Source organism: Pseudodesulfovibrio tunisiensis, from assembly GCF_022809775.1.
Taxonomy (GTDB): Bacteria; Desulfobacterota; Desulfovibrionia; order Desulfovibrionales; family Desulfovibrionaceae; genus Pseudodesulfovibrio; species Pseudodesulfovibrio tunisiensis.
The window spans coordinates 220,715-233,469 of sequence record NZ_CP094380.1; the positions used below are offsets into that span (position 1 = coordinate 220,715).

At 52.5% G+C, this 12,755-nt stretch carries 9 protein-coding genes and 1 tRNA gene; 6 read left to right on the forward strand and 4 right to left on the reverse strand.

The genetic code is table 11. The annotated features are described in order from the left end of the window. Positions 1 to 142: 142 nt before the first annotated feature. Together thiM and MPN23_RS01170 are read left to right on the forward strand one after the other, a co-directional pair. Positions 143 to 943, forward strand: a complete 801-nt coding sequence (thiM, locus tag MPN23_RS01165; protein ID WP_243545640.1) for a hydroxyethylthiazole kinase — start codon at positions 143 to 145, stop codon at positions 941 to 943. Between the two features lie 185 nt (positions 944 to 1,128). Continuing rightward, positions 1,129 to 2,154, forward strand: a complete 1,026-nt coding sequence (locus tag MPN23_RS01170; protein ID WP_243545641.1) for a PilZ domain-containing protein — start codon at positions 1,129 to 1,131, stop codon at positions 2,152 to 2,154. Positions 2,155 to 2,157: 3 nt separating this feature from the next. Here the strand turns inward: MPN23_RS01170 and MPN23_RS01175 are convergent, their stop codons facing one another. Beyond that, positions 2,158 to 2,592: a Fur family transcriptional regulator gene (locus MPN23_RS01175; protein ID WP_243545642.1), complete on the reverse strand. Its 435-nt coding sequence runs from the start codon at positions 2,590 to 2,592 to the stop codon at positions 2,158 to 2,160. A 400-nt stretch (positions 2,593 to 2,992) separates the two neighbouring features. On the opposite strand from MPN23_RS01175, the gene MPN23_RS01180 reads away from it, so the two are divergent. Both MPN23_RS01180 and MPN23_RS17075 read left to right on the forward strand, forming a co-directional pair. After that, positions 2,993 to 3,082 (forward strand) — tRNA-Ser (locus MPN23_RS01180). Positions 3,083 to 3,162: 80 nt separating this feature from the next. Further along, complete coding sequence (locus MPN23_RS17075; RefSeq protein ID WP_341540089.1) at positions 3,163 to 3,279, forward strand: ArdC-like ssDNA-binding domain-containing protein; 117 nt, start codon at positions 3,163 to 3,165, stop codon at positions 3,277 to 3,279. A gap of 49 nt (positions 3,280 to 3,328) precedes the next feature. Here MPN23_RS17075 and MPN23_RS01185 read toward each other — a convergent pair whose 3' ends face one another. Then, positions 3,329 to 4,519 carry a sensor histidine kinase gene (locus MPN23_RS01185; protein WP_243545643.1) on the reverse strand — a complete coding sequence of 397 codons (1,191 nt, stop codon included), beginning with the start codon at positions 4,517 to 4,519 and terminating at the stop codon, positions 3,329 to 3,331. A 467-nt stretch (positions 4,520 to 4,986) separates the two neighbouring features. Here MPN23_RS01185 and MPN23_RS01190 point away from each other — a divergent pair, with 467 nt between their 5' ends. After that, positions 4,987 to 6,474: a B12-binding domain-containing radical SAM protein gene (locus MPN23_RS01190; protein ID WP_243545644.1), complete on the forward strand. Its 1,488-nt coding sequence runs from the start codon at positions 4,987 to 4,989 to the stop codon at positions 6,472 to 6,474. A 387-nt stretch (positions 6,475 to 6,861) separates the two neighbouring features. Next, on the forward strand, positions 6,862 to 8,091 hold the full coding sequence (locus MPN23_RS01195; RefSeq protein ID WP_243545645.1) for a DEAD/DEAH box helicase: 1,230 nt from the start codon (positions 6,862 to 6,864) through the stop codon (positions 8,089 to 8,091). 227 nt (positions 8,092 to 8,318) lie between these two features. Here the strand turns inward: MPN23_RS01195 and MPN23_RS01200 are convergent, their stop codons facing one another. Further along, a complete protein-coding gene (locus MPN23_RS01200) occupies positions 8,319 to 8,798 on the reverse strand; it encodes a hypothetical protein (RefSeq protein ID WP_243545646.1) in 480 nt (159 codons plus the stop codon). Between the two features lie 36 nt (positions 8,799 to 8,834). Next, positions 8,835 to 12,755 (reverse strand): efflux RND transporter permease subunit, encoded by a 3,921-nt coding sequence (locus MPN23_RS01205; RefSeq protein ID WP_243545647.1) that lies wholly within the window; start codon positions 12,753 to 12,755, stop codon positions 8,835 to 8,837.

The window sequence follows — 12,755 nt, forward strand, 5'->3', positions numbered from 1 at the left end:
AACTCCCGGGAGCGGCGGATTTCCGTCGCTCCCTTTTTGCGTGCGCGGGCAAGTTGGAAAACCGTGTCCCCGGCCTTGCGTCCAAAACCAAGGCGAGGTATGCCCATCCGTCGAAACCAATACGTTTTTCAGGGGAAATCAGATGGATATGGATACTTTTTGGAATGATTTTCAGCTTGTCCGGACAGGCAACCCGCTTGTTTTGAATGTGACCAACCATGTGGTGACGAACAATACGGCCAACGCGCTTCTGGCTGCCGGAGCCTCTCCGATCATGACTTTTTCCAGCCGTGAGGTCGAAGATCTGATGAAGATCAGCGGCGCTCTCGTCATCAACATCGGCACGCTGAACACTCAGGATATCGGGCTGATGCATGCGGCCTGGTCTTCCGCCAACGCCATGCGTGTTCCCGTGGTCTTCGATCCGGTCGGGGCGGGAGCTTCCACGCTGCGCACCTCGTCCAGTCAGGAATTGCTCAGCCTGTACAGGCCTGATATCATTCGCGGCAATGCTTCCGAGATCATGACCCTTGCCGGTGAAGCCGGACAGGCCAAGGGGGTGGACAGTTCCCTTGGCGCGGACGCCGCCGTGGCTGCGGCCAGAGCCTTGGCGCAAATGCATTCCTGCACCACGGTCGTGAGTGGCGAAGTGGACATCGTCACGGACGGCAATCACGTGTATCGCGTAAACGGCGGACATGCGCTCATGCCTCGTGTTACCGGCCTCGGCTGCACGGCAACCGCGATCTGCGGTGCATTTCTCGCCGTGAACCGCAACAGGAATGAAGCCGCGGTCGATGCCATGGCACTCATGGCCATTGCCGGGGGCATGGCCGGAGCCATGGCGCAAGGTCCCGGCTCCCTGCAAATGCATTTTTACGACATGTTGTATTCTTTGAAAAAGAGTGACGCGGAGCGGCTGTTTTCCGTGACTCGGGATTAACTTCGTGTTTCTGGTCGGTTGTGATGCAGCATCCTGTTGTTTCAGGCACGGATGCTGCATATTTTTTGTTTCGCAGGGGGAGGGGCGACGGTTCCCTGACTTTCAGGGCTTGATTTGCCGTTCCGACCGGAGCTATATGTATCAGAATACGAAAGAATTTTTGTGGTGAAAGGAGACTTCCGGATATGGACCTTGGCTGGCTGACCGGACTTGATGGCGTTCAGGAACTGCACGCACAGCTGGATTTTCTCCGTAGCGTGCAACGGACGTTTGATCATGGTTCCGGCAGGCTGGACCTGCTGACCGTGTTTTCCAAGATTCTTGCCGTGGCCGTCCCTCTGGTTTCGGTCATGGCTGCCTGGTACTATCGACGCATTTTCGGGTTCGGTCTCGGGCGATTCCTGTCTCGGATCTTTTCGGCAAAAAGTAGCCAGATCATTGAAAACTATCTGGTTTCAAAAGGAGTGATGCTGGAGGTCTACCTGTATTCGCCCCATGGCGTGGACAGAAAGGTCTGCAACGCCCGGGTGTCTGCCGTGGCTGGAGGCGGCATGACGCTCGATCTGGTTCAGGTGCATCCCACCAGCCTGAACCTCAAGAACAAGCGCGTGATCTGTTTCGTCAAGCCGTTCACCTACTCCGGGCGGAAGATCAATGCCTTCGTCACCTATGTCCGCCACATGCATCGGCGTGGCACGGTGATCAAGGAATTGACCCTGCTCACGCCCATTCGCTACCGTTTTGTCATTCGCAGGAAACACGTTCGCCAGAAGGTCGCTCGGCAGGGAGCGGTTCGGGTCAAGGCCTGGGATGTTCGCAGGCGCAAGACGTTCTGGATGGTTCGCCCGGATTTGCAGACTGTGAGCAATCCGGCAAAGCACGAGGACAAGATGCGGCTGGAGGTTGCCAACATTTCAGCCGGCGGAGTGCGTTTGCATATCCTGAATCCGAAAGGGGAGTTGCCACCTCTCAAGGAAGGAAATCAACTCGTTCTTCGAATCAGCGTATGGAATCCCGAGACAAAGAAATTTTTCTACTTCAACGTGGTCGGAGCCATTCGCAGCCGTTTCAAGGTCAAGAGTGGCGGCATCGGACTCGGTATCCAGTTCGTGGCCAGAGGAGACAGGATGGGCAGCGGATATACCTGGAAGACCCTGCAGGGGGAAATTCCCGAGCTGGGAGAGTTTCTGGAGAGGATTCAGGGCGATTAGAGCCTATTTTTTCCCTCGGCAGTCCGGGCACAGGCCGTACAGGTACATCTTGTGCCGCAACAGGGTGAACCCGTGTTCCTCGGCGAGTTCTTCCTGCCTGCGCTCGATCACTTCGTCCATGATCTCGATGTTCCTGCCGCACGCTTCGCAGATGAGATGATCGTGGTGCTCGCGACCATAGCTGGATTCGTAGCGAGTCACGCCGTCCGCGAAGTCGAGCGGTTCCACTATGCCCGCCTCGTTAAGGAGCTTGAGCGTCCGGTAAACCGTGGCCTGTCCGATGGACGGGTCATGACGTTTGACCAGTGCGTACAGCTCTTCGGAGGAGAGGTGCTCGTCCTGTTTTTGCAGCGTGTCCAGAATGACGCGGCGTTGGGGGGTCATTTTCAGATTCTTTTCCGCCAGATACCGGGAGAAGGCTTCTTGTGAGTTGGTCATGAGTCTTTCTTGTAGGATTTGATTTGTCTTAATTTTTCTGAAAGATACGGTATGTCACCATCTGTGTCAATTCGCAAAACCTTTGGCCCATGCCTTTCCCGGTACTTTTTTGAGGGTGTATTTCATTTTCATGTCGGCTGAAAGCCGGCCGGGCATTGCCAGACAAAAAATATTGACTTCCGTTGAGCATCTCAATGCTTATTCACCACAGAAAATCTCTACTTGTGGGTGGTACCAAGTTGGTGAGGTTTACATTTGCGTTTGGCATTTTCTTCATTGGGATACGTTTTCGCACGTGCTGCATGTTGCCTTTTCCGGATTGCTTTTCTTGACAATCCTGAGCCCTGTCCCTACAACCAATTCTCTTCACAAGCCTTGTTTCCCAGAGGCTTTTTCTCGCGGAGGGGTGGCAGAGTCCGGTTTATTGCTCTGGTCTTGAAAACCAGCGGCGGGCAACCGCCCGGGGGTTCGAATCCCTCCCCCTCCGCCAAATAGAAATCAATAAAATAGTTAAGCATATAATGCCTCTGTGGCAATTCTTCCCTGTGGCCGTAGTTTTGAGCTACGCCGTTGTCCAATTCCATGTCCGGCACGGTGTATCGCGGCATAAACCTTGTCTTGCTCGGGAGCGACAACTATGCCGATCCCCGTTTTCTGACGCTTCGGCAGGTCAATGCCAACGGCTAACGGATCAGGAAGGACTCTAAGTGGATATCGGATAGGTTGGGCTGAATACTTAGTTCTGGGGCTTTGGCAGGGTGACATAGACGGTTGTCATTCCCGATTCAGAACAATCCAATTCAATATTGCCGTTTTGGGCTTTGATCATCAACATGGCTGAGTATGTCCCAAGTCCTGTTCCAAATTTCTTGCCCGATGTAACCAATTTGTTGAAGAAAGTTTTTTGTATGCTGCTTGGCACTTCTCCATAATTTCGAATTGCGATGGAGCAGTAGTCGTTCCTGCTGAAAGTTATTGAAATGGGTTTTCCTGGAGGAGACGCTTCTGAAGCATTCGTTATAAGGTTCATGAAGGAGCTGAAGAGAAGAAACTCTTCTCCATAAACGAGAAAAGTATCGTTGTCTTGATCTGTTGGATCCATGCAATTGATTGAGACCTCTTGTTTGGAGGCCGAGAGGGTATTGCTGATCCGGGCGACCACGTCGGAAATGGTTTTGTAGAGGTTTACTGTGGCAAATTCTTTTTGGTAAGTCCCTTCCTCTATTCGGTAGAGCGTCAAACTTGAATCAAGAATTTCAAGCATTCTTTTTCCGTTGTCCTGGATGAACTTCACAACTATTTTCTGATTTTCAGTTAGGTTTGGATCATCAAGGATTGATTTCGGCAGAGATACGGAAGCAATCAATGTGTTTCTGAGATCGTGTTGGATCAATGCATCAATGAGTTTTTTGCTCTCGATATTCTCATTGAGTAGCCGCACCTCGCTTTCAAGGGAAGCGATGAATGTAGTGGCATCATTTAAAGCATGGCTAGTCTTGGCTATTTTCCCCTCTGCAATGCGTTGTTTTTTTTCATGAGAGTTCTCTTTTGAGAGGAAATCCATTCGGGTTGTCTCGTGTGCTTCGAGGATGCGGTTTGTTTTAACTCGTTCGGACTGCATTTGGGCAATCATATTATCTTGTTCCAAAATCTTTTTTTTGAGCTCCAAATTTTTGTGATCACTTGTTGAAGTGGGAGATATTATTTTGGATGCCCGTTTTCCTGCCATCGATATAACACCTATGGAGACACCGAGGAGCAGGGTGCTTAGAAGCAGTAGTGCACGGGGGATTGAAATTGTCCAAAACAGGAAAGAAATTTGAGTTTGTTCAAAATTTTGAAAAATGAACAACAAGAATAATAAGGCGAGTATCAAGGATACAGCCAGGTGGGCTTTCTGCTTGATTTTTGCTGGCAGTCCTTTCATCGAACATCCCCCGAAGCTAAACGGTTTCAGAGGCTAGGATTTCCTTGTTTCTCTTTGGGAGCGTACTTGCCGCACCAATCCGTTTTCTTCACCCGAGGCCATATCGCCATGGCGTTTTCGGACAACGCTGAAACGGTTGGAGGGGAGAACCTGCATGTCCCGTCCTCCTTGAAGTCCGTTTCGACCGGAAGATAATAACGACAGTTTTCACACGTTTCATCCATTTGAATATCTCCATTGGATAGGTGGGAATCTGCATCTTGTTCTTGCTTCACATTTCAAAGTTATGCTTCCTGTGATTATGGGGCAATTGTTATGCAAAAAAATGGTCCGTCTATGTTTGCAAGTGCAAGTTGAAGTATTTTAATGTGTTGGCTCTGGATAGACCATGGAGAGCCATTTTTTATAACACCAGCAGCCTTGAGGTCTGTCCAAAGTGATCTATGGTGGACATGAGGTGAAAAATCATGAAAGCACTTCTTGTTTACCCATCATATCCGGACACGTTTTGGAGTTTCAAAAGCGTCTTGCCATTTGTATCCAAAAAGGCGGCCTTCCCACCGCTTGGTCTGTTGACCGTTGCTTCCATGCTCCCGGAAACGTGGGAGAAGCGTCTTGTTGATACGAATGTTGCTCCGCTTTCGGATGCCGATATCGAATGGGCTGACATTGTCTTGATTAGTGCCATGATCGTTCAAGTCCCCAGCGCGAAGGAGGTCGTCCGGCGCGCGAAGCTTTTTGGCAAGACTGTGGTCGCTGGGGGGCCAGCCTTCAGAGCTGACAGAGAAGAGTTCCCCGAGGTGGATCATTTCATCGTAGGGGAAGCCGAAACAATACTGCCTGCATTTCTTAGGGATTATGAATGTGGCACAGCCAAACCTATGTATGAATGCACTGAGCACCCTGATTTGGGAACAACGCCTCTTCCCGCTTGGCAGTTGTTGAATTTTGAAGATTACGTTTCGATGACCTTGCAGTATTCGCGCGGATGTCCTTTTGATTGTGAGTTCTGTGATATAGTGATTATGAATGGCAGGCGTCCTCGCACAAAAAAAACGGACAGAATGTTGCGAGAATTGCAAAGTTTATATGACGCTGGGTGGAGAGATTCCGTGTTCATCGTTGATGACAACTTCATAGGCAACTTAATCCATGTGAAAGAGTTTCTGCCCAAACTCGCAAAATGGCAGAAACAGCGAAATTACCCTTTTCGGCTCATGACTGAAGCGAGTGTAAATATGGCTAATGATACTGAACTGTTGAGAATGATGAGTTCAGCCAATTTTCATAAGGTTTTCATCGGAATAGAATCTCCATCAGAGGAAAGCTTGGAGGAGTGCGGCAAAAAACAAAATGTAGCCACTGATTTTTGTTCCGCCGTTCAAGCTATTCACCAACATGGGATGCAGGTTATGGGCGGCTTCATAGTAGGATTTGACAGCGATACATCATCAATATTTGAACAGCAGCTTCGTTTTGTCAAAAACATTGGCGTGGTGACGGCAATGGTCGGCGTGCTCAATGCCTTGCCGCATACAAGGCTTTGGCATCGTCTTCAGGCGGAAGGACGGTTGCTTGACGGGTTGAGCGGCGAGAATACTGATGCTTGTGTGAATTTTGTCCCTTCGATGGGGCGCGAAACGCTTCTTGAAGGATACAAGCGGCTTCTGGCAACCTTGTATTCTCCCAGAGAATATTATGCTCGGATCAGCAAATTCCTGTCTTCCTATACGCCGACATCAAAAGGAAGGATCATGTGGCATGATGTCAAGGCATTCATGAAAAGCATGTGGTTCATTGGAGTGGTTTCCAAAGCTCGTTTCCCGTATTGGAGGCTTTTGGTGAAGACAGTTTTTACCAAGCCAAAATCCTTCCCCGTCGTAGTGGAACTCGCAATTCTTGGATTGCATTTTGAACGTGTATCTCATCGTGTGATGGAAGTTTCGTTATCATAGTGTTTTTTCAGCATGTACACGATGCTGATGATCGGTTTTCATGTTTTAGTACACAAGGTGACTCATATTGTTTCGCGAGAGGCTTTTTCCTTTAGTAGAGTAGTTTCAAGAGAATGCTGTTTATTGATATGTCATCAAGATAATTGGCTATGGCCGTGTTAAATGTTTTATATTTGATTTCTTTACTTTTGGCTGGGAATGATTCATATATAAACAACTCAGCGTGACTGGACGCATGATTACTTCTTAGCCCCGTTTGGGCAACTTTCGTTCCACGTAAGCTTTAGATTTACTCTCCCGTCCCAGAGCCTTCCAATTATCACCCGGTATTCCGGGGTCGACCGCTGTTGCGCGCCGTCGTAATCTTTCCTTTTTCCCAAGGCTTTTATGACCTTTACAGATTTTTCTTTTGACCAACGTATTGACGCTGGCATCAATTCCTGTGGCTATGACACCCCGACTCCGATTCAACAAAAAGTCATCCCGTTAATTCTACATGGGTATGACGTCATGGGGTTGGCACAGACTGGCACTGGAAAGACTGCCGCTTTTGCTTTGCCCATTCTTCAGAAGCTTCTTTCCGCTCCTTCCTCCCAACGGGGGCCGCGTGTACTCGTGTTGGCTCCCACGCGAGAACTGGCAATTCAGATCAATGACAGTTTCAACTCATTGGCTGGACATGCCGATATTCGCACAGGCGTTGTTATCGGTGGCGTCGGGATGGGCCCGCAGATAAAAGCGTTTGATTCGTCACAAGTCATCGTCGCATGCCCCGGGCGGCTTGTCAGACTGATTGAGAAAGGAGTGCTTGATTTCAGAGCCATTGAAACGCTTGTTCTTGATGAGGCCGATCGGATGCTGGACATGGGGTTCATGCCGGACATCAAGCGAATTCTCGCCAAGCTTCCCGCCAAAAGGCAAAATCTCCTTTTTTCTGCCACCATGCCCAAGTCCATTCTTGCTTTTGCAAAGCGGATACTGGTCAATCCGAAGATGGTTCGGATCAATGCAAATTCGTCGGTTTCAAGTGTGAAGCATTTTTTCTACAAGACTCAAAGCAGCAAGAAAAACAAATTGCTGGATGACATACTTTCCCGTTCAGAGCATCAAAGCATGCTTATATTCACTCGCACTAAACACAAAGCCAAAAATCTGTCACGACAGTTGGCAAACAGTGGGTACGACTCCACCTTTTTGCAAGGCAACATGAGCCAGAGCCAGCGCGAAAAAGCGTTAACCGGGTTTCGTGATGGGCGATATTCCATCATGGTGGCCACGGATATTGTTGCACGTGGCATCGATTGCGACCGAATTACTCATGTCGTCAATTACGACATGCCAAATACGGTTGAAACGTATACACACCGAATAGGCAGAACGGGCAGGGCAGGACGATCTGGCAGCGCCATCAGCTTGGTTACCCAGGATGACATTCCTCAGTTGCGGGCCATTGAAAGGGGTATGAATCTCTCAATCGAGCAGAATTCCATTTGTGGTTATGAGGCATCGGAAAAATGCGGTGGAAGGTTGGCAGAAAATGCTGCTCATTCTCATGGGAAAAATGAGGGGCGGAGGCGGCGGCGAAAGTCGAGACAGGCAACGCCGTCTGCTGCCTAGCCATTGAGAGATATGTTTTCTGTTGTTTCTCATGGGGATGGGGGAACCATCCTTTCTTCTCGTCAATTAAATTCAATAGATTCAAGTTTTTGGATGTTGAATATGAGCCGCTGATTCCATGCCTTGTTCTCGGCGAGAGGGCAAGCCGTCGTGTTTGTCTGCTGGATATTGGCTTTTTCTGCCATCACAACCGACGACCGAATCCGGTCGCCGGTTGTGATGGGCTGTTACATCATGCTTTTCATGTGTGTCAGGGTCTTCTGCATTTTTTCAATACCTTCGGTCATCATGGGGATGGCGGCATCGGGATTCTTCTTCATCATGCCCATTCCCTTCATGGTGGTCATCATGTCCTTGTTCATCTGTTTCATGGCCTTTTGCATGTCCTTGTTGCCGGATTGACTGGCATGCTCCTCCACGGTCATCATGCCGTGGTGCATGTCGGCCATGTGCGTATCCATCGAGGCCATGGCTGCCTTGCGGGCTTCCGGGGCTTTCATCTGATCCACATCCATTTGCATCATGTGCAGATTGTCCTCCATGGTTTTCATTCCGTCATGCATGGAGGCGGCTCCCTGTTTTTCCATGGTGCCGTGAGACATTTCTCCATGATTCGAACCGTGATTCATGTGGGAATCGGCGAAAGCAGGTACGGCAGTCATGGCGACCAGGGCAAGGGTCAGAAAAACGGTAGTGATCTTTTTCATCGGTCTACTCCTGTAAACGGGTTGCAGTTGTGCCGTTCAGGCCTGTTTGGGGGCTGCGGAACGGCGTTTTTCTTGAATCTTCCATTTTGCTTCTTCCATCGAGCAATAGAGCACCGGAACCACGAATACGGTAAGGATCGCGATGGTCATTCCCCCGAATGAAGGGATGGCCATGGGCACCATGATGTCTGCGCCGCGGCCTGTGGACGTCAGAACCGGAATCAGGGCCAGAATGGTCGTGGCCGAGGTCATGAGAGCCGGACGGATGCGGCGTTGCGCTCCTTTTCGTATGGCTGACCGAATGGCAGGGATAGTGCTCATGTCCCGGTTGTCACGGCTTTCGTCAAGGTAGGTGGCCATGATGACGCCATCATCCGAGGCGATGCCGAACAGGGCGAGAAATCCGACCCAGATGGCGACGCTCAGGTTGATGGGACCGACCTGAAACAGTTCCCGCATGTTCGTGCCGAGCACGCTGAAATTCAGAAACCAGTCCTGGGCGTAAAGCCAGATCATCATGAATCCGCCGGACCATGCCACCAGAATGCCGGAGAAAACCATGAGTGTGGTCGCGATGGACTTGAACTGAAGATAGAGAATGATCACGATGACCAGCAGGGCCAGAGGCAGGATGACGGCCAGTTTTTTCTGGGCCCGAATCTGATTCTGATAGTTGCCTGCGAATTCGTAGGAAACGCCGCTGGGAACCGTGAGCTCGCCCGCTGCGATCCGGCTTTCGATGTAGCTGGCGGCCTGTTCCACCACATCAACCTCGGCAAAATCCGGCTTCTTGTCGAAAAGCACGTAACCCACCAGAAACGTGTCTTCGCTCTTGATGACCTGCGGGCCGCGCACGTAGCGGATTTCCGCCAGTTGCTTCATGGGAATCTGCTCTCCGGAGGGGGCGGCGACCAGAATGTTTTCAAGCGCCTCGATGGAATCCCGAAGTTCGCGCATGTAGCGAACGCGGATGGGGTAGCGCTCCCGGCCTTCCACCGTGGTGGAGAGCATCCGACCGCCCACGGCAACTTCCAGTACGTTCTGAACCTTTTGGAGCCTGATGCCGTATCGGGCAATGGCCTGACGATCGATGACGATCTCCAGATAGGGTTTGCCCACGATGCGATCGGCCACAACGGCTGCCGGTTGAATGGAGGGCACTTCCTTGAGCAGCTTTTCCAGCCGCAGGCCGAAAGCCTCGATGGTTTTCAGGTCCGGTCCCTTGATCTTGATGCCCATGGGGGCGCGCATGCCGGATTGGAGCATGACGATACGCGCGGCTATGGGTTGAAGCTTGGGGGCCGAAGTGGTTCCCGGGATTTCCGCAGCCACGGTGATTTCATCCCAGATGTCGTCCGGAGTCCGGATGCCGGGCCATGCCGTTCTGCCCGGATTCAGGGACGGATCAAGCGCAGAGCGCCAGAGGCGGAACGGCTTGCCGTCCGTGTCCGGAATGAGCTTGCCGGAATCGTCACGCGGGAAATGGCCCTGAACAAGGTAGGGCAGTCCGTCTCCGGCTGGCTGCGGCATGCCGTCCTGCGACCGGAAATAGTCCTTCTGGTTCGGGTCGAAGCGAAAGCGAAGTCGGTTTCCGTTTTCATCAACCAGATATTCGGGGCGGTAGTTGATGACGGTTTCGATCATGGAGACCGGAGCCGGGTCCAAGGGCGTTTCGGCCCGACCCAGTTTGCCGACCGCACTTTCCACTTCCGGAATGTCCAGGATGCCCATGTCCTGCTTTGCCAGCACGTCGCGGACTTCGCCGATCGAGGCATGGGGCATGGTGGTGGGCATGTACAGGAACGACCCTTCATCCAGAGGCGGCATGAATTCCTTGCCCAGTCCCGGAAATGCGTGGTTGAGGGCTGCGGCGGGCCGGGATGCGCGGATCGAATTCGGAAGCCATGAGGTCAGGGGCGCGGCCCCGAACCAGATGAGCGCACCCAGCAGAATCACGATCGCAGGCAGAATCAGGAAGGCCGCCTTGTTGTCGAGGGCGCCTTGCAGCATGGCCGGGTAGAACCGTTGGAAAATCTGGAAGAAGAGCATGAGGCCGCCGATGAGCGCCGAAACGAAGATGAAGTTGCGGACATCGCCTTTTTCCGGTCCCAATGGCAGCCAGTGCGAGGAGAGCACGGCCATGATCATGAAAATCACGCCGTAGTTTTCGGCCTTGCCGAGCCAGCTTCCGAATCTGGGCGGGATGAGGCGAGCCAGCACGCAGTGCAGTCCGGATATGATGAAGAAGAGGCCGAGCCACCATTTCACGAAAATCGACAGGACTACTCCGGTTGCCACGGAGAGGATGCTGATCACGTATTTCGAAGAGCAGTTCGGTCTGTCACTGCGTCGGTAGATCATGTGCGCCACGGTCGGCAGGACGGTCAGGGCCACGACAATGGACGCGATCAGGGCAAAGGTCTTGGTGTAGGCCAGAGGCTTGAACAGCTTCCCTTCCGGGCCTTCCATGGCAAAGACGGGAAGAAAACTGACAATGGTGGTGGCCACGGCGGTCATGATGGCGCTGCCCACTTCGGATGTTCCCTTGAAGATCGTGTGCAGTCGGCTCTCGTCCAGTGAAGCCTGTTCGAATTTTCTGAGGATGTTCTCGCAGACGATGATGCCCATGTCCACCATGGTGCCGATGGCAATGGCTATGCCGGAAAGTGCGACGATGTTTGCGTCCACGCGAAATTGCTTCATGGCGATGAAGCACATCAGCACGGCCAGAGGGAGCAGGGAGGAGATGAGCAGTGAACTGCGCAGATGCATCACGGCGATGAGGACCACGATGATGGTAATGAGAATTTCTTCGGTCAGTGCCGTGTCGAGTGTCCCCAGTGTTTCGCCGATGAGCCCGGAGCGGTCGTAGAACGGGACGATGGTTGCTTTGCTCACCGTGCCGTCGGCCAGTACCTTGCTCGGCAGGCCCGGGGAGATTTCCGTGATCTTTTCCTTGACGTTCCTGATGACCTGAAGCGGATTTTCTCCGTAGCGGACCACCACGACGCCGCCGACCGCCTCGGCGCCGCCCTTGTCGAGCACACCGCGTCGAAGCGCTGGTCCCAGACTGACCCTTGCCACGTCCCTGACCCGGATCGGGGTGTTGCGCACGACCTTGATGACGGCTTCCTCGATGTCGTCGAGCTGCTTGACGAAGCCGATGCCGCGAATCAGGTACTCCACCCTGTTGATTTCGATGGTGCGTGCGCCAACGTCCAGATTGGAGGATTTCACGGCGGAGAAGACATCCTCCAGAGTGACGCCTGTGGTGCGCATGGCATCCGGATCCACATCAATCTGGTATTCCTTGACAAATCCGCCAGCCGAAGCCGTTTCGCTTACGCCCTCGGCCGAGAGCAGGGCATAGCGCACATACCAGTCCTGTATGCTGCGCAGTTCGTCGAGGTCCCACCCGCCGGTCGGATTGCCGTTTTCGTCCCTGCCTTCCAGCGTGTACCAGAACACCTGCCCCAGAGCCGTTGCATCCGGGCCGAGCGTCGGTTGCACACCCTGCGGCAGGGTGCCGGGCGGCAGGCTGTTCAGCTTTTCCAGCAGTCGCGACCGGGACCAGTAGAATTCCACGTCTTCATTGAAAATGACGTAGATGGTGGAAAATCCGAACATGGAATAGCTGCGCACCGTCTTGACCCCGGGGATGCCGAGCAGGGCCACGGTGAGCGGATAGGTGACCTGATCTTCCATGTCCTGCGGAGAACGTCCTGTCCATTGGGTGAAGACGATCTGCTGGTTTTCCCCGATGTCCGGTATGGCATCCACGGGCACGGGATCGCGAGGCAAGCCCTGAATCTTCCAGTCGAACGGGGCCACGATCAGCCCCCAGCCGAGTATCATGGTCACAAGGAGCATGACCACGAGCTTGTGTTCGAGGCAGAAGCGGATCAGCCTGTCCGTTGCCGTGTCGGCCTGGATGCGGTGCTTGGGGGCGTTTGGCAT

Excerpts from the sequence above, each read along its gene's own strand:
- thiM (WP_243545640.1), top strand. The coding sequence starts at position 143 with ATGGATATGGATACTTTTTGGAATGATTTTCAGCTTGTCCGGACAGGC.
- MPN23_RS01170 (WP_243545641.1), top strand. The coding sequence starts at position 1,129 with ATGGACCTTGGCTGGCTGACCGGACTTGATGGCGTTCAGGAACTGCAC.
- MPN23_RS01175 (WP_243545642.1), bottom strand. The coding sequence starts at position 2,592 with ATGACCAACTCACAAGAAGCCTTCTCCCGGTATCTGGCGGAAAAGAAT.
- MPN23_RS01185 (WP_243545643.1), bottom strand. The coding sequence starts at position 4,519 with ATGAAAGGACTGCCAGCAAAAATCAAGCAGAAAGCCCACCTGGCTGTA.
- MPN23_RS01190 (WP_243545644.1), top strand. The coding sequence starts at position 4,987 with ATGAAAGCACTTCTTGTTTACCCATCATATCCGGACACGTTTTGGAGT.
- MPN23_RS01195 (WP_243545645.1), top strand. The coding sequence starts at position 6,862 with ATGACCTTTACAGATTTTTCTTTTGACCAACGTATTGACGCTGGCATC.
- MPN23_RS01200 (WP_243545646.1), bottom strand. The coding sequence starts at position 8,798 with ATGAAAAAGATCACTACCGTTTTTCTGACCCTTGCCCTGGTCGCCATG.
- MPN23_RS01205 (WP_243545647.1), bottom strand. The coding sequence starts at position 12,755 with ATGCCAAACGCCCCCAAGCACCGCATCCAGGCCGACACGGCAACGGAC.